This window comes from Bradyrhizobium embrapense (genome assembly GCF_001189235.2).
GTDB lineage: Bacteria > Pseudomonadota > Alphaproteobacteria > Rhizobiales > Xanthobacteraceae > Bradyrhizobium > Bradyrhizobium embrapense.
Map to the genome: position 1 here is coordinate 1,229,031 of NZ_LFIP02000002.1, position 22,858 is coordinate 1,251,888.

Sequence of the window (22,858 nt, forward strand, 5' to 3'; positions counted from 1 at the left end):
CGGCTATGGCGCCGCGCCGTCACCGCGATGCAGACCGAAAGTCTGACGCGGCGAGAGGCTGACATATCCATCGGGATCGTGCGCCCGACCGGTCCACGCCATATCGCCCGGCGAATCGCCAGATGCGACGTCTATCTCTATGCCTCCGAAAGCTACATTGACCGTCATGGCGTGCCTCAAAGTCTGGAGCAAGCCGATGATCATGTTTTTGTGGACTATATCGGCGATATGATCGAAATCTCCGCACGCTGCATGACACCGTCGGCGAGAGGCCCGTCGTTTTCCGTAGCACCAGCCCACTTGTCCAATTGGAGGCCGTCAGGCGAAGCTTCGGCATCGGAATGTTTCCCACCTGCCTGGCGGACTCTGAGCCTACCCTCAGGCGCGTACTGGCGGTTGAGGCCAAGACAAATCGCGGCTTCTGGATTGCCATCCACGAAGAGCTACGGCAGGTTCCCAGGATGGCGGCGGTCTTTGATTTCGTGATTGAAATATTCGGGGCAAACAAGGCGTTCTACCGTTAGGACCTGCGCACCGCAGTCATTTGAGGCGGTGCTCGCCGCTACAGGTTCTTTGAGGCCTCGATCGCCGACGGAAATGAAGCAATAGGTGAGCTGCTAACCGAAGGGACGAGCTATCGACAAGCCGCCCACTCGGTGGTCGAAAACCGAACGTCCTGGTCTTGGCGCAGCTTGCAATCCACGGTTAGGCGGCAATTCCCCTGACCACTGACGCGAGAGTGTGAACCTCCTCAATCGTATTGTAGTAGTGCGTCGATGCGCGAACAACGTCCGGAAGGCCTCTTCGCGCAGCATCCAACGGTGTACTCGTTGGTGGCGAGACCGATAGGTTGATGGTCTGCCTAGCAACGCCGCGCATGACCTCGCGTGCGGCCTTACGAACTGTGAACGATACGATTGAAGCGGGACGTTCTCCGAGATCATGGAGCAACACCCCAGGGACCGTGCCAAGTGCTGCTCGCAATTCATTCGCAAGCTGGCGGCAACGTCGTTCGATCCTCTCGATGCCAATTGCAAGCGCGTAGTCAGCAGCGATCCCAAGTCCAAGCCGCGCCGCATAGTTCGCTTCCCACGTTTCGAATCGTCGTGCGTCAGGCCTAAGTTCGTAACGCTCAGGTCCAACCCAAGGGGCTCCGAACAGGTCAATCATGGCCGGTTCAATGTCCTTCAGGAAATCGTCGCGCATGTAGAGGAACCCTGTTCCGCGCGGACCACGCAAGAATATCCGACCTGTCGCCGTGAGTATGTCGCAACCAAGTGCGCGGACGTCGACGGGGATCTGGCCAACAGCCTGGCAGGCATCCAGCAGGTAGGGAACCATTGGAAGCATCTCTTCGAGGACTCCCCGCTATCCGATATTACCCCCCACGTCCTGCGCCATAGTTTCGCGAGCATCGCCAACGATCTCGGCTTTACTGAAGTGACCATCGCGGCTCTGGTCGGCCATGCCAAAGGTTCGGTTACCAGCAAGTACATCCATACGCTGGACACCGCGCTCATCATCCTCGGCGTGGCGGCTCGGCGCATTTTCTCACATGGCCCCAACCACGTGCGTGAGTTGCCGTTGCCGAGGAACGGCTCCACCGCGCCTTGTCAGTAGGCCAAGTACGATCCATCGGGCGCGGGCTAATCATTCCCATCTGAGCGCCCTTCCTATTGGCAGGGTCTCAACCTGTTGTCGGCAACTGTGCTGGTACGAGCGCATTCCATGCCTCTGCGAAATGTTCTCCGGTGCTGCGACTGGCGCCACCGAGCACGCAACGTGAGCGTGCCGCGTCCGTGCCTCGCCTGCATTGTGGATTATCGAGGCCGACTGTCCGCACGCTTTCATTCGCGCAGCACTGGAATTGATTTTGTTCTCTGCCAGAGCGACCGGCATACTCGGCATCATCCTGATCGCACATCAAGCCGCCCCAACACGCGATGGTTTGGAAAGCCGCGTTACACGCGCGTGCACATCAGTGATCAGCGCAGTTCCACGAAGCGAGATTGAAATTGCGCAATGGGGTTTATGCGTCAGTCAATCTCTGCAATAAGGCATCAAGCCCTTGAAGGCAGCAGCCGTCGAGTGGCTTGCAAGGTGAAATGGGAGACCGGGTTGCAAACACATTTTTCGCGCATCAATCAGTCCAAGGCCGTCTTCGACGATATTTACTCGCTGGATGATCCCAGGGCATATTTCTCTGTCCTGGGCGATTTGGATTACATGATCCCGGACGTGGCTGAGCCGGTTGTGCGCCAAATTCTGGCAGCGAAAGCTTCGGCAACCGGCGTTAAGCCGAACGTGCTTGATGTTGGCTGCTCATACGGCATCAATGCAGCGGTGCATCGGTTTCCGCTGACTTTCGGGGGCTTGCGCCATCGCTACGCTCGACGCGAGATGAGGGCGGTCGATTCCGAGACACTGGTGCGTCTCGATCGTCATTTTTATGCCGCTTGGCCGGATGTCGGTCTGGCGCGATTTATCGGTCTCGATATCTCGGCGCCGGCGATCAAGTATGCGACGGGTGTTGGCCTGCTTGAGCAGGGCATTGTCGCTGATCTTGAAACCGAGGCACTCTCGACCGGCAGCGCGAATCTTATCCGATCCGCGGATGTCATCATGTCGACGGGGTGTATCGGCTACGTTACCGAGAAGACGTTCGGCAAGATTCTCGATGCGACAGAAAAGCGTCCATGGATCATTTCGTTCGTGCTACGAATGTTCCCGTTCGATTCTCTAGCCACGACTTTCGCGGAGCGTGGCCTGGTGACAGAGCGTCTTACCGGCGCGACTTTTATCCAGCGTCGTTTTCGCGATGCTGAAGAGTTTGAAAGTTGCCTGGCCAGCCTGGCGGCTCTTGGCGTCGATGCGACCGGTCTTGAGTCGGAAGGGCTGTTTCACGCCGATCTGATCTTGTCGCGCCCTGAGGCGGATGCGCGTGCCTCTCCCCTGAGAGACATTGTCACTGTCGCCAGCGGTAGAGGGCGTCCGATCGGACCCCGCTATGTTCACATTGAGGGCGACGACGGCTTGCAGGTCGCGTTGGAGCCGTGACCGGCTCGCTTTCCGAAGACGGGCGTTGCCGTGACCCTGTGACCTGTGCACCCAAGTGGATCATGATCTGACTCCTGCACTGTTACTTTCTGCCAGTTCAGCAGTCTAAAGGGAGGCCTTGCTCATAACAGCTTCGTCGATCTCAAATCCGTCTGCTTCCGTGCCGTATATCGAAATCGATGCTGTATCGAAATCTTACGATGGAGGGCGGACTGCTGCCGTTTCCAACGTATCGCTCGACGTACAGCAGGGTTCACTGGTTGCGCTCGTGGGTGGCTCAGGATCTGGCAAGACCACGCTGCTGAAGACCATCATTCGGCTCGCCGATCCTGACGTTGGAGAAGTCAGGATCGACGGAGTGCCGGTAAGCGAAGCCGAACCGCCGATGCTGCGGCGGAGCATCGGCTATGTCTTTCAGGGGGATCGGTTTGTTTAAGCACATGCGCGTTGCCGACAACATTGCCGTAACACTCAGGTTGCGTGGCTGGCAGGCGAGCGAGATCGAAACGCGGGTGGCCGAAATGCTTGACATGGTGGACTTGCCGCAAGATTACGCCAGCCGCTTTCCGCACATGCTGTCCGGAGGTCAGCGCAAGCGGGTTGGCGTCGCGCGCGCAATCGCCGCCCGACCGCGCATTGTTCTGATGGACGAGCCGCTGGGCGCACTCGATCCTGTTACCCGCGACAGCCTGGGGTCTTCCTACCGCGACCTGCACGACCGGTTCGGCATGACGACCCTGATGGTTACACATGACATCCAGGAAGCTGCGCTGATGGCTGATCGGATCGTCGTCATGAAGAACGGCCGCATACTGGCCGACGATTCGTCGCACGCCTTGATGATGGGCTCCGGTTCTGACGATCCGGACGTGACCGCCTTGATGGAAGTGCCGCGACGTCAAGCGGAACGTATCGCCGCGCTTGCGGCCAGCAACGGACCTGCCAGTGCCTGATGCCGGCGCAGAGCTGCTTTCCGGTGCCCGCTTAGACGCTTTCTTCGACGCCTGGCGCCTGCTTCCCACCTATCTCACGCCACATATCCTAATTTGCGCCACGGCGCTGACGCTTGGACTGCTCATCAGCCTGCCGCTGGCCGCCCTCGCAGCGAATCGGCCATGGCTACGCAGGCTGGTGCTTGCCATCGCGAGCTTGATCCAGACCATACCCGGACTTGTGCTGCTCGCGCTGTTCTATCCTTTGCTCCTTGTGCTCTCGACCTTGACGACACGGCTCTTCGGCTTCGGCATCCCCGCGCTGGGATTCTTGCCGACGCTGATAGCGTTGACGCTCTATGCCATGCTTCCGATCTTGCGCAACAGCGTGGTTGGCCTGAATGGCATCAGTCCTGCCATCGTCGAAGCGGCAGAAGGCGTGGTATGACGCCGCAGCAGATTCTGACGCGCGTCAAGGCGCCGTTCGCCACGCCTGTCATCATGGCCGGGGTGCGGACTGCAGCTGTATGGACGATTGGAGGAGCCACGCTTTCCACGCCCGTCGGCCAAACCAGCCTCGGCAATTACATTTTTACGGGATTGCAAACCGAAAACTGGGTTTCTGTGCTGTTCGGCTGCATCGCCGCCGCCGGACTTGCTCTAATCACCGACTTATGTCTCGGCCTCGTGGAGACAGGGGCGTCTGAACGCAACGGGAAGCGTGTGGTGTTCGGTATCGCCGGGCTTTCTCTCGGCACGCTCGCCGCTCTCGCGCCGCTGCTCTCGAACGAAGCCGCTGCCTATGTCATCGGCGCGAAGAGCTTCTCCGAACAGTTCATTCTGGCGGACCTGATGGGTGACCGACTGAAGGCTGAGGGAGCCGGCGTAACGCGCAAGGATGGGCTCGGTTCGGCTATCGCCTTTCGCGCGCTGGCTCACAATGACATTGATGCTTACGTCGACTACTCCGGCACGCTCTGGCGCAATGTCATCGGCCGCACCGACATGCCGCCACGCGAGGAGATGCAGGCGGAGATCGTCCGCTGGATGAAAGCAGAGCGGGGCGTCACGGTCCTTGGCGCGCTCGGTTTCGAAAATGCCTACGTTCTCGCGATGAAACGAGAAAGAGCGCGGGCACCAAACGTCAGTTCGCTTGCCGATCTTGCCCGTGTTGCACCTCAACTCACCATCGGCGATGATCTTGAGTTCCTGGGACGACCGGAATGGCGCTCGCTTCAGAATGCCTATGGTCTGTCGTTCAGAGCGCGACGCTCGTTCAATCCAACGATGATGTATCATGCTCTCGAATCCGGCGAGGCCGACGTCATCTCCGCGTTCTCCAGCGACGGGCGTATCGCGGCGCTTGATCTTCCCGTGCTGGCTGACCCGAAGCATGCGATACCTTCCTATGATGCCCTGATCCTCGTCGCGCCAAAGCGCGCCGCCGATGCGCGGCTGAAGCGAGCACTTGTTCCGCTTGTCGGCTCGGTTTCCGTTGAGGCTATGCGCGCCGCTAACCTCATGGTCGACGGCGATACGGACAAGGCTCCTCCGCAAGAGGCGGCGCGAGCCTTGGCAAGGGCCGTGCATTTGCAGTCGCGATAAATATAAGTACCCGGGCAAGGGCGTTTTCGTTCGAGGTTCGATCTTCGCGGATGAGTCGTGCTCAAGGTTCCGAACGAAATTGCGCGTCTTGCAATGAACGATCAGTTCGGCAGTACAGTCGGGCTCCGTTGGCAACGTTGTGGCGGTTCGGCCGACCGATCCGCCCGCTCAGGCTGCCTCAAATAGCAATTTGAGATGGTTCCAGGATAGCTTGCACACCAACGGCGGCTTTTGTCGGACTGTCAACGCGCGACATTTCGAGGTTAGGCTGCTCCGCGATAAGAAAACAAGGCGTCCGAGATCGAGATAGTGGGTTTCGCAGCGTAGCGGACCCCCGCTACCACCTTTGCCCCTGTCCAGCCCTGACACATAGGTAACGGATCGTACCTAAGACATGGGTGACAACCTCGTGCCGAACGGGTTGTCGAGAGGTTGCAGGGTTTTCTGCTCCAGGTCGAAATATCCAAGATCATAGTGCATGAAGCTGACGAGCCAAATGCCCTCGTCGACCTCCTTGATGCCGAGCTTCTGGCCGGCCAGGACGAGGGAAATGTTGATTCTCTTGCGATGCAGGCAGAGGCGGCCGCAGGAGGTGACGACGACGTCGCGATCGTGGAAGGGATAGGCCAGCTCGGGCAGGCCGTCGTAGCGCCGGGGTGAGGCAAAGTAGAGGTCGGCGGGTCGCTTCATGCCGAGAGCCTCATGCGGCCGCTCTTCATTGAACTCGTGCAGGAAGCTGTCGAAGCGGTGTTGCTGTTGCAGGCTGTTGAATCCTGGCGGGCGGGTCGCTTCCTTCTTGAGGGTGAGGTGCATCCGTTCATGGCGACCGTTCTGCTGTGGATGGCCTGGCTTGATGCGCTCGATGGCAATGCCGAGCCTGAGCCACCACACCGAGAGCTTTGAGAGATTGAACAGAGCGTTGGGACTGGCAAACGGCACGCCGTTGTCGGAGCGAATGGCCAGCGGCAGTCCGCGGTCGCGGAACAGCCGTTCAAAGGCTGTTATTGCAGGGTCTTCGCGTGTCGAGTCCAGCGCCTCGCAGAGCAGCAGGAAGCGCGAGGCATGATCGGTAACGGTCAGCGGATAACAGTATCGGCCATTGCCGAGCTTGAACTCGCCCTTGAAGTCGGCGCACCACAGATCGTTGGGCAGTGTGCCCTGCGACAGCGGCGTGCCGCGCGCGCGGTGGCGCGGCCCGCCGCCGCGCTTGACCAAGCCGTGGCGGTCGAGCACCGCGTGGATGGTGCTTTTGGCCGGGACCCTGACATCACCGTCGAGGCGCCTGACCAGGAGCTCCCGGATCTTGCGCGCACCCCAGTGCGGCTTCTCGGCCTTGAGCTGGACGATCTGGGTCTCGATCTGGCTCGGCAACTGATTGGCAAAGCGGACCGGGCGCCGGGAGCGGTCGCTCAGCGCCTCCAGACCGTGCTCCTTGTAGCGGTCGAGAATCTTGTAGCCGGTCTTGCGGGAGATGCCGAACTCCCGGCAGACCTCGGACATGGCTTCCCCATTCAGAAGCCGGGCGACAAAACGCAGGCGCTCTTCCATCACCGAACTCGCTTTCCACGGCATCCACACCTCCCGCAGAACAAAAGCGGAAAGTGTAACCCATGTGTCCGGTACGTTCTGTCACCTATGTCTCGGGCCGCTCACCCCACACTTCTTTGACGCGGTTGGGATAAGCCTCTTCCTCCGTCAGGGCGCCGAGCAGACCCGCAACCTCCACGGTTACACCGCCTGCCTGCGCGGATCTCGGGGACGGTGACGGTCTCGACGAGACCTTTGATGCTTCGGCGGCCTCGCACCGACACCCTGCTAGCGCTTCCTCAAGCCGGCCGAGCTGCGCCTCATTATCGCTTTGGATGGACGGATGCAGCGCAACTTCCCTTGGTGCCGGCGCTGCAACTCCTCAGATATCTGCTTTCGTCTTGGTCCGGTTCGATCGTGTTCGCGGAGTTTCATCCGCCGTGGCTCCGATACGAAACCGTTGCGGTCGAATCTCGACGTTCAGCCGGTATGATGGGGAGCTTTTCGGGTCTTGAACTGAAGCTCGCGCTTCCCCAGACCGTCCGCCAAACCGGTGTCGACCCAATCGGCCGGAGGATGTCGGATCCGTTACTCTTCGCAATTCAGGAGCCGGCTCATAAGAGAGAGTGGTTCAAATCCCGTGCAGACGCTATGAGATGGTCGGAGTCCATTTAGGAAATGACGTCTGCATCTCATGCCGTTTCGATGGCGTTTCTGGTTCCGCGGCTTTTTCTCCCTAGGCATGTTCTGGGCTTGTGCAGTGTCGGCGCAAACGGCGCAGCCGGCGAGTCAGGCCTGGTTCGACATTCCCTCGCAACCGCTCGCGTCGGCGCTCGACGCCTTTGGCAAGACGACCGGCGTCGTCATCGCCTACAATGGCAATCTTGCGGTTGGACGGCTTTCGAATCCGGTGAAAGGCCAGTTCTATCCTCAGCAAGCCATTCTGCTTCTTCTGAAAGGCAGCGGATTGGTCGCAGACTACACGGCATCCGATGCCATCGTCGTCGTTCCGGCGCCGAATGAAACTTCTGTGACACGATCGCCATCGGCGATCGCGCAAGCGGCCTTGTCACAACAGAGCGCTATTGAACGGCGATACTCGGCACTGCTACAGGAGCGGCTCAACAATGCCTTGTGCGCTCAGCGTGTGACGAGGCCCGGCACGTACCGGGCTGCAATCAGCTTTTGGGTCGGACCTTCTGGCAGTGTGACGAGGGTGAAGCTCTTAGGGACGACCGGCGATGCGCAACGGGATGCAGCGATTGCGGAGGCAGCGCTTTGCGTGGCCGTAGGCGAAGCTCCCCCTGCGCAGATGACGCAACCCTTCACCATGGTTATCCTGCCGCAAGCGTCCGGCGGCACCGTCGACTGTCCGCGGGCTGAAGGCGGCCGACAAGATGAGTGAGGACGAGAGGTTCTCGAACTCTCCCGATCATGAGCCCGCTGCGGACAACGACAGTTCGCGGACGCTGCGGGCTCTCTTGATCGAGCGCTATCAGGACTTGAAGTCGCGCCTGGCACGTCGGCTGGGTTCGCTGGAATGGGCGGAAGATGCCCTGCAGGACACCTATCTGCGTCTGAACGGCAGGGAGATCGTTGGCGACGTCCACAATCCGGCCGCCTACCTGCTTCGATCTGCCTTCCATATCGCGCTGAATCAGCGTCGCGCCGACAACCGACGCCTCAATACGGGGGAGGTCGAGGCGCTGCTTGATCTCGCCGACGATGCGCCCGATGCCGTGCGCGTGATTTCTGCCCGCGCCGATCTCGAAAGGCTCAAGCGGGTAATGGCCGAACTGCCGCCGCGCCCGCGGGCTATCCTGTTGGCCGCCCGGCTCGAAGGATTGTCCAGGCAGGCAATTGCCCGGCGCTTCGGAATCTCCTTGAGCCTGGTGGAAAAGGAATTGAGGAGGGCGCAGGAACATTGCGTTGCCCGTTTCAAGAAAATCCAGCGTTCGGAGTAGAAAATTGTGCGGTTCGCGCTTCCCAGGAGTGTCTATGTTGCGGGAGGGCCGCTGGTTCGCCCGCAGCGGACTGCAACTGCAGTCCTCACGATGATCGGCAAATGCAACGTTGATGATTGAAAGCGACCAACATCACGACGAGCTTCCCGCGCTGGAGCGCGAAGCCCACGCCTGGGTTCGGCGCTTGACGTCCGGCGAGGCGAGGACGTCCGATGCGGCGGCGCTGCAGCGATGGTGCAGCCAGAGTCCAGCCCATGCGGCCGCTTTTTCCGAAGCCAGCCGTTTCTGGAAGGCGTTCGGGCCCGCCGGTCGGAGCCTGCTCGCGGACGAGAGAGTGACGAACCTCGGACCGCGCGCCGGCGGCAGGACGTCGAACCTCAGTCGCCGCGCGGTGGTGGGAGGTGCGCTGGCGGCCACGGCAGCCGGGATCATGGTGGTGCACCCGCCACTCGATCTGTGGCCGTCCCTGTTCGAACTGCGGGCTGATTACCGCACCGGCGTCGGCGAGCAGCGTGAGGTGGCCGTGGTGGACGGCGTCGTGGTCCAGATGAACACGCGCACCAGCATCTCGCTGGGATCGGGAGATGCGTCCGGCGCGGTCGAACTGATCGCCGGCGAAGCCTCCTTCAAGGTTGCCGATCGGCGCGCAGAGATATTCAGTGTGATCGCGGCGGGTGGAAAAACCACGTCGATGGGAGCGCAGTTCGACATGCGCGTTGAGGGGGCGGGCGTCCGTGTCACCTGCCTCGCGAACGAGGCGCATGTGGAGCATCGGACGCAGCGGATGGTCCTCAGATCCCGGCAGTGTGTGACCTACGGTGACAGCGGATTTGGCGATGTCGTCGCGATCGACCCGTCGATTGCCGCTGCCTGGCAGCAGGGTCTGATCATCTGCAACATGATGCCTTTGACGGATTTGATTCAGGAGCTGAATAGATACCGATCCGGCCGCATCGTGCTGCTGAATGCGCAGTTAGGGCGTAATCCCGTCAACGGCCGCTTCAGGATCGATCGTCCCGACGAGGCCTTGGTGCAGATCGAGCGGGCATTCGGCATTCACGCCCGCACACTGCCCGGCGGACTGGTCTTGCTCGCCTGAGCCTTCTCGCCAAGATCTTGTTCCACGCACGTCCTTCACGCCAACCGGCGGCGCCCCCGGGATCAGTCTCAGCGTACTGCATCGCGACCACGTTCTGACGCTCCGGGGTGGTGACACAAAACATTCATAAAATTCCCTTGAGGGGTTCGGCGCTGGGAGGTGTCACGACAGTGAGCCAGCGGTCATCACAGTGATCGCAAATCGGCCTGGTCAGGATTTCCAATGTACGTCGATCGTGTGATTTCCCGCGTATCGCGCGCCCTGCGCAACGCTTCGTGGTTTCGTTCGCCGCAGAACCGTCCGGTGAGCGGAAGAGCGGCTCCGGCAATGGCCGGCGTTCGGACACCCCGGTCGCGCATCAACCGGGCCGAGGCACCGACGCTTCGCTCCGTACGCCTCTGATCCGCTCCTTATTCGCTCATTCCATTCCCAGAGGATACCCATGCCGTCTCGCCGGAAAGCCATCCGCCGTTCTCGTCTTGACCTGCGTGGGGTCGCGCCGCTTCCTCCGCGGCAGCGGATCGGACTGGTATCCCGTTCCGTGCTGCTCGCCGGAACGAGCACGCTGGCGCTGCTGCTGAGCGGGCTCGAGGACGCCTCCGCGCGGCCCTTCGGCAATTTCGCGACGACGACGTCGGCTCCGGCGATCGCCAGCGACGCGGCAACCGCCGCGGCCCGGCAGGCGACGGAAGTCGCCAGGCAAAGCCAGGGCGCGCTGATGCGAGCGACCCAGGCCATCCAGGCGTTGCAGGCCGCGCAGTCTGCCGCACGCAGTGCCGCCGCGGCCTCGCAGCGATCGGCCACGCTGCCGCAGGTGGCGGTGCCGAACGGTCTTGCACCGGGCGGGCTTCAGGTGGCGCCGGGCGCGGTGCCCGGCTCGGGCCTCTGGCAAGGCGCCGCGCTGCCGAGCCAGAGCGCCAGCGGCGGCCAGACCACGGTCACCGTCAATCAGACCGCGCCGCAGGCGATCCTCAACTGGCAGAGCTTCAACGTCGGCAGCCAGACCACGCTCAACTTCAACCAGCAGGCCGGCAACTGGACCGCGCTCAATCGCGTCGTCGGCAACATCGGACCGAGCCAGATCCTCGGCCGCATCACCGCGCCCGGCCAGGTGCTGGTGATCAACCAGAACGGCATCATCTTCGGCGGCGCCAGCCAGATCAATGTCGGYTCGCTGATCGCCTCGACCGCCAACATCACCGATGGCCAATTCCTCGCCAATGGGCTCTATTCGATCCAGAGCGGCACGACCTATCTGCCGAGCTTCACCGGCGCCGGCGGCAAGATCGTGGTCGAGAGCGGCGCGCTGATCACCACCAATGCGCCGTCCTCGGTCACGTCAGGCGGCGGCTTCGTGCTCATGATGGGCACCGAGGTCGACAATGCCGGCGCCATCACCACGCCGAAGGGCCAGACCCAGTTCGCGGCCGGCGACGATTTCATCCTGCGTGCCGGCTACGGCACCAACACCAACCAGAACTCGACTACCCGCGGCAACGAGATCGCGCCGCTGCTGCGCAGCGGCAGCGCCAGCGGGACCGTCACCAACACCGGTCTCGTCCTCGCCCAGCAGGGCGACATCACGCTGGCCGGGCATGCCGTCACCCAGGACGGCATTGTTCTCTCCACCACCTCGGTCAATCAGCGCGGCAGCATCCATCTGCTCAACTCGACGTCCGACGCCACCGGCAGCATYACSCTGACCAACAACGGCATCAGCCTGATCCTGCCGGAGACCGATGCCGCAGCCGCGCTGGTTTCGGGCATCGATCCGAGCGTGACCGCGTTCAATTCGCAGCGCGATGCCCTGATCGCCTCGGCCAAGCCGAACCTGCTGGCGACCGGCCAGTTCGACAACCTCTCGACATTGGCCGATCGGCCCGATCAGTCGCGCATCGAAATCGTCACCGGCGGCACCATCGATTTCAGGAACGGCTCGCTGACCATGGCGCAGGGCGGCCAGGTGACGGCCTCCGCCGGCAAGCGGGTGTTCGCCGAGACCGGCGCCGTGATCGACGTCTCCGGCACCACCGGCACCGTGCTGCCGGCGTCCGCCAACATGGTCAAGGTCAACGTCCAGGGCAACGAGCTGCGCGACAGTCCGCAGAACCGCGACAGCGGCACGCTCATCAACAGCAACATGTGGATCGACGCCCGCGATCTCACCTTGGTGCCGGCCGGCACCGGCGGCTATGCGACCGACCGCTACTACACCGCCGGCGGCCTGCTCGAGGTGTCGGGCTATCTGAACAACACCGGCCACAGGATCGGCGAATGGACCGCGCTCGGCGGCACCATCACCCTGTCTGCGCCGGAGGTGGTGGCGCAGCGCGGCGCGATCTTCAATATCTCCGGCGGCGCGGTGCAGTACCAGGGCGGCTATGTGCAGCAGACGATGCTGCTCGGCAGTGACGGCCGCATCTACAATGCCGACAATGCCCCGGCCAATTTGACCTATGTCGCGGTGGCCAACGGCTTCATCGTCAATCACGCCCACTGGAACGTCGTCGAGGTCTATCTCAGCCCGTTCGGCAAAGGCGGCTCGCGCTGGGAGAACGGCTACACCGTGGGCCGCGACGCCGGCAGCCTCGTTCTCGCGACCCCGACCTCGATCTTCGAGGGCACGGTCCTCGCCGGTGTGATCGACGGCGAAACCCAGATCGCCAAACGCCCGGCCGGYGTCACCGACGGCTACAAGCTGACCCAGAACACCSYGCCGCTCGCCGGCACGCTSGCGCTCGGGCAGTACAACGGCTACGGCCTCGCCGGCGCCTACACCACCGATGTGACGTTCGGCAATGTCGCGCCGGTCACCGGCAATCTCGGCTTGACCTCCGCGCTGCCGACGGATCGCGCCAACACGGCCTGGTTCGACGCGCCGACGCTCAACAGCTTCGGCCTCGGCGGCGTCAACATCAACACATCAAACAAGATCGCGATCAATGCACCGCTCGAGTTCTCGGCCGGGGCGCAGGTCAGGCTGATCGCGCCGACCGTCGATATCGCAGCCGACATCACCGCGCGCTCCGGCAGCGTCACGGTCAGCAACATTCTCAACACCGCAAACGGAACGGTTACGTTGACGAACGCGACCGGCGGCGCATCGCTGACGCTGGAGGCCGGCGCGACCATCGACACGCGCGGCCTGTGGGTCAATGCGCAGAGCGATCCGACCAGCGTGTCGGGCCTCGGCCTCCTTGACGGCGGCAACGTTACCTTCGATTCGACCCAGAATGTGACGCTCGCGGCGGGGAGCGTGATCGACGTGTCCTCCGGCGGCGCCGTTCTCGTCAACGGCAAGACGCAAGGCGGCAAGGGCGGCAACGTCACGATCCTCGCCGGCCACACCCAGCAGAACGCCGGCACGCCGGGCGATGGAACGCTTGTTCTCGACGGAGTGATCCGCGCCTGGGGCGTCAGCGGCGGCGGCACGCTGACGATTTCCTCGCCCGGCAATATCCTGATCGGCGACAACGCCCAATTGGCGGGCGGCTCATTGACGGCAGGAACGCCGGCGCCAGTGGCATTGAAACTCAGCCAACCGCTGACCATTCCGGCAGGGCAGCCCCTGCCGATCCCGCTTACGCTCACCTTCACCTCCTTGGTCTATGACGTGCCGACCCCGGTCGACATCCGGAACGCGGGTGCACCCAGCACGCCGACCGGCGCGCCCTGGACTATTCCTGCCGGATTCACGGTGCAGACAAAGGTGAACGGCAATACTCAGTACTGGAGCGCGGGATCCGTGTTGCCGGCGGGGTCGATCATTGCCGGCTTTAGCCTGGGCGGATCCACGGGAGACGTCATTCCGGCCGGCACGGTCATTCCTTCGAGCGTTTTCCCCAACGGCCTCCCGATCCAGCCCTATCAGATCACCTATGCGGCCGGGTCGGTTCAATCAACGTCGATGACTTACCCGGTCGGCAGTACTATTCCGGTCGGCGGGGTGATACCGCAGACCGTGGCCGTCGAGCCCGCGCCTGCGCTCCATCCTTCGTTCTTCGCCGCCGGCTTCTCCAACTACGACATCAATGGTGGCCTGGGCGTTGTGGTGGCCAGCAATACCGTGATCGCGCCGACGATGCCGGTCTACCGGTTCACGCCGACCAGCTATTCGGCAGCTAGCGGCAGCGATCCGTCTTCGGCGTTGACGCTATGGACGCCTCCGTTGTTTGCCGCGGATACGGTCAAGGCCACGATGACCCAGCGCGGCGGAGCGAGCCTCACGCTGCGCTCGCTGATCAAATCGGGAGGCGGTGCTCTCGTGAACGGCGGTGCCATCGTGGTTGGCGACGGCGCCTCGGTCAGCGTCGATCCAGGCCAGAGCATCACGCTCGATGCCTTCGGACAGATAAACGTGTTCGGCAGCCTCACCGCGCATGGCGGCAGCATCAATCTGGTCAATGACGCCTACGGTTCACCGGTTCAGGGCGGTTTTAACTTCGACCTCAACGGCAATGGCCGCGGCGTTTCGATCTGGGTCGACGCCGCTGCCAAGCTCGATGTCTCGGGGCTGGCCTATAAGGCGACCGACACGGCCGGACACCCGTTCGGGCGGGCGACCGATGGCGGCTCGATCACCGTCAACGGCGGCGGCGCCTTCGTGATCCTGCGCCCGGGTGCCGAGCTCAATGCCGACGGCACCCAGCTGGCGATCGATCTCGCAGCGGGAGGCGCGGCGTCGTCAAGCCGGCCGCAGATGATCACGACGAATGGCGGCTCCATCACCCTGGCGTCGCAGAGCGGGCTCTATCTCGACGGCGCCGTCCACGCCTTGTCCGGTGGCAGAGGCGCTGCCGGCGGCAATTTGTCGATCGCGCTCACCACGCCGAACTTCGATGGCAATTCATTCCCCAACGGCACGGCGCCGGCCAACGTGATCGTCCCAAGCCTGATGACCGTGGTGCAGGCGCGTCCGGATTCCTCGCTGCCGGCGGATATCGCGCCTGGGACCGATGCTTCGAAGCTGAAGTTCGGCCGGGCCACGGTGAGCGCCAAGATGGTCAACGACGGCGGCTTCGATAGTCTGACGCTTGTGTCCGGCGATTACATGCAGTTCTCCGGCGATGTGTCGCTGACGCTGGGGCGCAGCCTGACGCTGACGGCGGCGGCTTTCACATCGGGGGCGCCGGTTTCCGGGCCGATCGATTCCTCGATGGCGGCTACGACCGGCAGCGTGAAGCTGTGGGCCCCCTACATCCTGTTCCGTGAGGCGACCGCTGTCGTCCCTGACGGGACCATCAGCGGCAGCATCCGCAATCCCGGCAGTGCGGTCTTGCCGACCATGGCGAGGTTCGAGGCCGACGCAAACCAGATCGACGTCCAGGGCCTGATCGGATTCTCGGCGCGTTCGCCGAACAACATGTATGCGCCAGGATTCCTGACCACGAAGCTGGTCAGCCAGGGCGATATCCGCTTCCTGTCGATGCCCGGGGTGATCGCCACCCAATTGTCCACCAGCGGTAATCTCGAACTATTCGCCGCGCAGATTTATCCCGCAACCAACACCGTCGCGACCGTGATCGCCGGCAGCGGAAATGCCGATCCGACCACGAAGCTGATCATCGGACGCACCACCGACAACATTCCGGATGCACCGCTGTCGGTGTTCGGCCAGCTCGCGTTCCAGGCGCCGGTGATCGAGCAGAGCGGCATCGTCCGTGCACCGCTCGGCCTGTTGACCTTCGGCACGAGCTGGCCGGTCTACACGCCACATGTCGATCTGCTGCCCGGCAGCCTGACTTCGGTTTCGATGGCAGGCCTGACCATTCCCTACGGCGGGACGATCGACGGCGTGACCTACACGTACAACGGCACCAGCATCCGTCCGATCGGCGTCACCAATTTCAACAACAACGGCCCGCAATCCGGCATTATCCTGGATGGGCAGTCGGTCAACGTCGCGAGCGGCGCGATCCTCGATCTGTCGGGCGGCGGCACGCTCGCCGGCGCGGGTTTCGTGTCCGGACGCGGCGGCTCCGTCAACGTGATCGACACGCCGCTCGTCAACGCCAACCCTGCTGCTCCCGTCAGCAAGGCGAGTGACACGGTCTACGCCATCCTGCCTGGCTATAGTTCAAGTTACGCGCCGATCGCGCCCGAAAACGGCGCCGGCGATCCCGCGATTGGTCAACAGGTCACCATTCCGTCCGGTGTTCCGGGACTGCCGGCGGGAACGTACACGCTGCTGCCCTCCAACTACGCGCTGCTGCCCGGCGGATACCGTGTCGAACTCGGCGGCAGCACCACGACGCCGGTCGGCAGCCCGATCACCATCGGTAACGGCACCTACGCCACCTCGGTCACCACCAGCATCGCCAACACCGCGATCAAGGGCAGCTTGCCGGTGACGGCGCTGATCACCGCGGGCACCTCGGTCCGCAAATATTCGCAATTCAACGAGCAGAGCTACAGCGATTTCCTGCTTGCCAACGTGGCGCAATTCGGCGGCGTGCGTCCGCTGCTGCCGAGCGACGGCAAGACGCTCGAGATCGTGTTCGAGAGGCCGAACGCCACCCCGATCGGACCTGTGCTCACATTCGACGGCACCGCGCTGTTTCAGGGTGCGCAGGGCGGTAACGCCGGCCAGGTGGCGTTGCTGAATGTCGGCGAAATCTATGCTGGCGCGCCGACCCAAGGATTTTCCAGTCCCTCGGTCGACGCCGCCGATCTCAATGCGCTCAAGGCGCCACGCCTCCTGATCAACGGAATCGTCGTCATCGCGAATGGCACGCTGTCTCTTAATCAGGTTCACGGTCAGGATCTCTTCATCCGCGATGGCGTCTCCCTTTCCGCCGGCGAGATGTTCTTTATCGGTAACAATATCAGCGTCGGCAACAACGTGACGCTCAGCACCGTCGGACAGGGCGCAGTGCCGTTCGATTCCGTGACCACCGGCATGAGCTATGCGGTCAACCAGTTCACTGTGCTGGCACTGTCCAATGGTAACGTCAACTTCCTGCCCTCGAACGTCGGCAACGGCTCGATCACCATCGGCGCCGGCTCGTCGCTCTATTCCGAAGGGACGCTGGCGTTCGTCACCAACGGCGCTTCTGCGATCGATCCGACCGCCCATTTCGGGTCGAGCAACATCGCGCTCGCGGTCGGCACCATCAATATCGGCGACGCCGCGACCGTGGCCGCGACGGGCGCACCCGCCGGATTGATGTTCGATCAGACGCTGTTCAACACTCTTCTCCATGGTGATCCGCTGCACGGCGCGCCGGAGCTGAAGACCATCACATTGTCTGCGGCGAATTCCATCAATCTGTTCGCAGGTGCCGGTCTGGATGCCACCGGCAGCGGTGTCAACCTGGTGCTGAACACCTCGGCGATCTATGGCTACGGCACAGCCGGCGACAGCTCGACCATCGCCGCCAACAAGATCACGTGGAATGGCCTGAGCGGTACGACCCCGCCGGCGATCGCCGCAGGCGGGCCGGGCACCGGAGCAGGTGCCCTCAATATCGTCGCGGACGAGATCGACTTCGGCCGGTTTGCCTCGCTCGACACATCAACCGCGAGCCGCGTGATCTACGGCTTCAGCAACGTCAACATCACCGCCAACTCGAGGATCGTCTCGGCCGGCAACAGCAAGCTGTTCGTCTACCAGTCGCCAAGCGCCGATCCTGCTGCCGTGTTCGGCCAGAGCGGCAGCGGCGGCAACCTGACGCTGGCGACGCCGCTGCTGACCGGTGCGCAGAAATCGATCATGGCCTATGCCACGGGCGGCGCGCTCGATGTCGTCGCGCCCGCGGGCATCGCGCCAAGCGCCGCCGGGTCCACCGTGGCCGGCGCCGAGATCGACCTGACCGGCGGCAGCGTCGGGATCGACAGCACGATCCTGTTGCCGAGCGGCAAGCTGGTCGTCAATGCGACCGGTGATATCGCACTCGGCGGTGCAAGCCGCATCGACCTCGGCGGCCGGCCGTCCGCGATCCAGAAGGCGACGGTCTATGGGTTCGGCGGCACCGCGATCTTCAACAGCGTACAGGGCAGCCTGACGCAGTCTGCCGGCGCCGTGATCGATGTCTCCGCGACCAATGCCGGTGCCGGCTCGATCAGCATCGCTGCGGCGAATGGTCAGGTCACGCTGGGAGGCGAGCTTCGCGGCGCGGCGACGGGCGGTTACGCCAGCGGTGACTTCAGCGTGTCCAGCGGCACGCTTTCGAGTTCCGACTTCGCAGCGCTCAACGCCCTGCTGACCCAGGGCGGCTTCTTCGACGCGCGTGCCTTCGACATCAGGAACGGCGATCTCGTCATCGGCGACGGCGTGAAGGCCAGCAGCGTGACGGTCTCCACCGACAACGGCAGCCTCACCGTCGTCGGCACCATCGATGCGTCCGGTGCCGCACCCGGCACCATCCGGCTCTCCGCCGGCAACGGGCTCGCGCTGGCGCCGAGCGCCGTGCTCGATGTTCACGGCACGGTGCTCCAGGTCGACAGCTACGGCCAGCCGATCGAAGCGAGGAACCGCGGCCACATCGAGCTGACCGCGGCGGGCGGCGCTCTCACGCTGGCTTCTGGCGCGACCATGAATCTTACCGCGCCGAACGGCGTTGCCTATGGCGACGTGGTGCTGAACGCACAGCGCACCGGCGAGACCTCGGGCGATATCGCCATCAACGCCTCGGGTCCGCTCAATATCAAGGGCGCCTACAGCATCGCGCTCAACGCGTTCTGGACCTATGACCTGCCGGGCGGCAGCAGCATCAGCCAGGCGACGCTCGACGGCTACGACATCGCGAGCACGGCGTTCATCAATGCCGCATTGGGTAACGCGGGATTGGCGACGCGCGTCGCGGGCCTGTCCGCTTTCGGCAGTGCCTACCATCTGCGGCCGGGCGTCCAGATAACGTCGAGCGGCGCCCTCTCGACTTTGGGCGATATCGACCTTGCGAAATATCGCTACGGCGCGGGCGCAGATCGTGATCCGAATTCGGCGAACTATGGCGGAGGCGAGCCGATGGCTCTTGTGGTCCGCGCCGCCGGCAACCTCACGATCAATGGAAGCATATCGGACGGGTTCAAGTCGACTCCGGGAAAGCCAGCGGTCTACACTCCGATCGATATCTCGAAAGATCCCAACGCGCAGTTGTGGTCGCCCAGCGACACCGGCCTGAACAATTCCAGTTACGTCTATTCCAGCAGCGTGACGCTGATGATTGACTGGACGGTGCCGGACGATGAGTTCTACCAGTCTATGGTCTCGATGTATGGGATCCCATTCGTCGATATCAACGGCCATCAATATGGGCCGGGTAACACCATTCCGGCCGGCACTACGCTGAATCCCGGACCTTCGTTAGGCGGGAACGGCTACTTGATCTTCGATATTGCGACTTTGCCTTCCCTCGGAGCGGTGGTCGTACCCGGAATTCCCGGCGCAGCTGCCATGTCGGCGGCAGCGGCAATGCTCGCGCCCGGTTCGCACTCCGCATCGGTTCGCCTCGTGGCAGGTGCGGATCTTGCCGGTGCCGACCAGCGCGCGTTGCAAACGACACAAGCGCTGAACGGGAGCGGCAACCTGACGCTGAGCGATCCGGCCTACAATTCGTCACGCAACGGCACGTTCTTCAGCGTGCTGCGCACCGGCACCGGCAGTCTCGATTTGCTGGCCGGCGGCAGCTTCAGCGAAGCCACGCCATATGGCGTCTATACGGCTGGTACGCAGGCGGCGCCGATCCTGGCGGCCGACGGCAGCAATCCCTACGACCTCGTCGGTGTCACCAGCAGCGGCAACTCGCACGCCTGGTACCCCGAGCATGGCGGCGACCTCCTGCTCACCGCGCAACGGGATATCACCGGCAATCTCCAGATCGCGGACAACAACACCCGGTTCGCCGACTCCAATCTCACCGCCAACTGGCTCCGGCTGCAAGGCGGTGGCGCCTCCGCCGATCCGGCTGCGTGGTGGATCAATTTCGGCTCGCTTGCGAAGACCTACCCTTATAGCATCAGCCAGCAATTGATCGGCTTCCAGGGGATCGGCACGCTTGGCGGCGGCAATCTCACCGTGACCGCGGGCGGCAATGCCGGCGTGACGGGCAACGGCTCGACCGGCCTCGACCTGGCGGTCGCGTCGACCGGCCGTGTTCTGGCGAATGGCACGCTGGTCGAGACCGGTGGCGGCAATCTGGTCGTGAGGATTGGCGGCGGACTCAATCCGGTGGTGCCAAGAACACCTGACGGTCAGGGTCAGGTGCCGGACTATTTCGGCTCGATCACCAACCTGCGTGGCGACACCACCGTCAGTGCCGGGTCGGTCGGCGCGCTGGCCGTGAACACCTGGTCATCCAATTTCGTTTCGTACGATCCGCGCGCCGCTGATCCCAACGTCTTCAAGCGCTCGCTCAAGACGCCGGGGCCGCTCGTCATGCCGGGCGACGGCAGCGTCAGCATCACGACGCGCGGCGACCTCGTGCTCGGCGGCGCGGGGGACGCCGGCATGGCGTCGCCAGTCGATCTGAACGGCATTGCGTATACGGTGCGCAACGCGGACGGCACTACGACGCTCCATAGCCGCGGGCAATCGAACTTCACATTGTGGACGCCGGCGACCGCGATCGATCTCTACGCGGCGGGTGGCGATGCGGCCGTATTGGGCGGAATTTCCTTTGGCGGCACGGCTTTCTTTCCGGGAACGCTGATCGTTGCGGCCGCCAACGGCGACATTCGGTTCTTGGAGCCTGCGGCCGGCGGCGGAGTGCCGACAATCGAACTGATGCCGTCGCCTCGCGGCCAACTCGAATTGCTGGCGGCCGGGTCAATCTACGGGACGAGCCAGGCCGTGGCGATGTCGGGCGCGGACATGAGCACGTTGGCGACGCCGTTCAATCCCGTCTTTGCCACCGGCGTCAACGGCGGCGGCAGCAGCAACGCGTGGGCGAACGCCGCCAATCGCATCAATCCGATCAGTCCAATCGCCTTCGGCGAGGATATGCCCATCTCCAACCTGCACGCAGGGGATGATCGGCCGGCCCTGGTCTACGCCGGCATCGACATTGTCGATCTCACCCTCGGCCAGGCGCAGCCGCAGAACCCGAGTGCCGGCCAGTATTTCTATCCGACCCACAGCACCTGGTATATCGCGGCCAAGCCGTTCGAGGTGATCGCCGGCCGCGATATCGTCGGCACCGGTCCCGTGCCGAGCGTGTTCCTGAACAACGGAGCGGACGATATCTCGCTGATGCAGGCCGGTCGTGACATCTTCTATCAATCGGTCACCGTCCTCGGCCCCGGTCTGTTTCAGCTGCAAGCCGGCCGCAATCTGTATCAGGGCTTTTACGGCTCGCTGGTCAGCGCCGGCGATATCGTCAATCAGAAGGGCGGTGCGGGAATCGTTGCGATCGCCGGTACCGGCGCCAACGGCCCCGACTACACCGATTTCGCCAAGCTGTATTTCGATGCCGCGAACCAGCTTCCCGGCGACGGCACGCCGCTCGCGGGCAGCGGCAAGGTCGCAAAGACCTACGCCGACGAGCTGTACGATTGGCTGCGCGACCGGTTCTCGCCGAGCCGGAATTATTCGTACGACGGCCAGTCCTACGTCTTCACGGGCGCGAAGCAGGATGCGCTCGCTTTCTTCCTGACCTTGCCGGCACAGCAGCAGGGCGTTTTCGTCCGGCAGGAATATTATACCGAGCTGAAGGAAAGCGGTCGCGAGTACAACAACGAGGACAGCCGTCGCTACAGGAGCTATTTGCGCGGTCGCGAGGCGATTGCCACCCTGTTTCCGGATAAGGATGCGCAAGGCAATCCGCTGGCGTATTCGGGCAAGGTCACCATGTTCAGCGGCTTCACGAAGGACGCTCTTGGCAACACGTATCTTGCTGACGCCGGCATTCAGACGCAGTTCGGCGGCGACATTCAGGTCCTCAATCCGGGAGGGCAGACCATTATCGGGGTCGAGGGCGTGACGCCGGGTCCCGGCGCTGGCCTGATCACGCAAGGCCAGAACAGCAATATCGATGTCTATTCGCTCGGCAGCGTGCTGCTCGGCCAGAGCCGCATCATGACCACGTTCGGTGGCAACATCCTGGCGTGGTCGGCAATCGGCGACATCAACGCCGGCCGCGGCTCGAAAACGACGGTGATCTATACGCCGCCGCTGCGCACCTATGACGCGTATGGCAATATCAAGCTGTCGCCGGCGGCGCCGGCCAGTGGTGCCGGCATCGCGACGCTCGCCCCCATTCCGGGGACGCCGCCGAGCGACGTCGACCTGATCGCGCCGCTCGGCACCATTGATGCGGGCGAAGCCGGCATCCGCGTCTCGGGCAACGTCAATCTCGCGGCGCTGCAGGTGGTCAACGCCGCCAACATCCAGGTGCAGGGCACCTCGACCGGCATTCCGACGGTGCAGGGGCCGCCGGTCGCAGCACTGACGGCGGCGTCGAACACCACCGCCGCCAGCCAGCAGGCCACGGCGCCGCCGCCGAAGAACAATGACCAGCCTTCGATCGTCATCGTCGAGGTGCTCGGCTATGGCGGCGGCGATGGCGCCGCGCCGGATCCCGCGAAGGAGGAACAGAAGCGGCGTACGCAAGAGCAGCACAGCTACAACCAGAACAGCCTTCTTCAGCTCGTTGGCAATGGTTCGCTTTCGGAAACGCAAAGGCAGGCGCTCACCGTGGAGGAAAGAGCGAGCCTCGAGACACGCTGAGGAATAGTTT

The 22,858-nt window shown here is 63.2% G+C and carries 7 protein-coding genes and 4 pseudogenes; 9 read left to right on the top strand and 2 right to left on the bottom strand.

Annotated elements, in window-relative coordinates:
* Window positions 1-248 precede the first annotated feature (248 nt).
* Window positions 249-524 carry a LysR family transcriptional regulator gene (locus AKN83_RS42040; RefSeq protein ID WP_083992022.1) on the top strand — a complete coding sequence of 92 codons (276 nt, stop codon included), beginning with the start codon at window positions 249-251 and terminating at the stop codon, window positions 522-524.
* A 181-nt stretch (window positions 525-705) separates the two neighbouring features.
* Here AKN83_RS42040 and AKN83_RS38245 read toward each other — a convergent pair.
* Window positions 706-1,332 (bottom strand): annotated as a pseudogene (locus tag AKN83_RS38245) (aminotransferase class V-fold PLP-dependent enzyme); the annotation flags it as partial.
* 3 nt (window positions 1,333-1,335) lie between these two features.
* On the opposite strand from AKN83_RS38245, the pseudogene AKN83_RS38250 reads away from it, so the two are divergent.
* The 4 genes and pseudogenes from AKN83_RS38250 to AKN83_RS13260 all read left to right on the top strand — a co-directional run.
* Window positions 1,336-1,524, top strand: a pseudogene (locus AKN83_RS38250) (tyrosine-type recombinase/integrase); the annotation flags it as partial.
* 594 nt (window positions 1,525-2,118) lie between these two features.
* Complete coding sequence (locus AKN83_RS13250; protein WP_083992053.1) at window positions 2,119-3,057, top strand: hypothetical protein; 939 nt, start codon at window positions 2,119-2,121, stop codon at window positions 3,055-3,057.
* 160 nt (window positions 3,058-3,217) lie between these two features.
* Window positions 3,218-4,010, top strand: a pseudogene (locus tag AKN83_RS13255) (ATP-binding cassette domain-containing protein).
* A gap of 13 nt (window positions 4,011-4,023) precedes the next feature.
* Window positions 4,024-5,594: pseudogene (locus AKN83_RS13260) on the top strand (ABC transporter permease/substrate-binding protein).
* A gap of 387 nt (window positions 5,595-5,981) precedes the next feature.
* Here AKN83_RS13260 and AKN83_RS13265 read toward each other — a convergent pair.
* The gene (locus tag AKN83_RS13265) at window positions 5,982-7,166 is read right to left on the bottom strand and encodes an IS481 family transposase (RefSeq protein WP_050404162.1); all 1,185 of its coding nucleotides are present in this window, start codon (window positions 7,164-7,166) and stop codon (window positions 5,982-5,984) included.
* Window positions 7,167-7,815: 649 nt separating this feature from the next.
* Between AKN83_RS13265 and AKN83_RS13275 the strand changes: the two genes are divergently transcribed.
* The 4 genes from AKN83_RS13275 (at window position 7,816) to AKN83_RS13290 (ending at window position 22,848) form a co-directional block, all read left to right on the top strand.
* Window positions 7,816-8,526 carry a hypothetical protein gene (locus tag AKN83_RS13275; RefSeq protein ID WP_050404164.1) on the top strand — a complete coding sequence of 237 codons (711 nt, stop codon included), beginning with the start codon at window positions 7,816-7,818 and terminating at the stop codon, window positions 8,524-8,526.
* Window positions 8,519-9,085: an RNA polymerase sigma factor gene (locus AKN83_RS13280; protein WP_083992023.1), complete on the top strand. Its 567-nt coding sequence runs from the start codon at window positions 8,519-8,521 to the stop codon at window positions 9,083-9,085. Before AKN83_RS13275 ends, AKN83_RS13280 begins: the two co-directional genes overlap by 8 nt.
* Before the next feature lie 112 nt (window positions 9,086-9,197).
* Window positions 9,198-10,184, top strand: coding sequence for a FecR family protein (locus AKN83_RS13285; RefSeq protein WP_050404165.1), 987 nt, complete (start codon window positions 9,198-9,200; stop codon window positions 10,182-10,184).
* A 541-nt stretch (window positions 10,185-10,725) separates the two neighbouring features.
* Entirely contained in the window at window positions 10,726-22,848 is a 12,123-nt protein-coding gene (locus tag AKN83_RS13290) for a filamentous hemagglutinin family protein (RefSeq protein WP_063695316.1), read from the top strand.
* Window positions 22,849-22,858 lie beyond the last annotated feature (10 nt).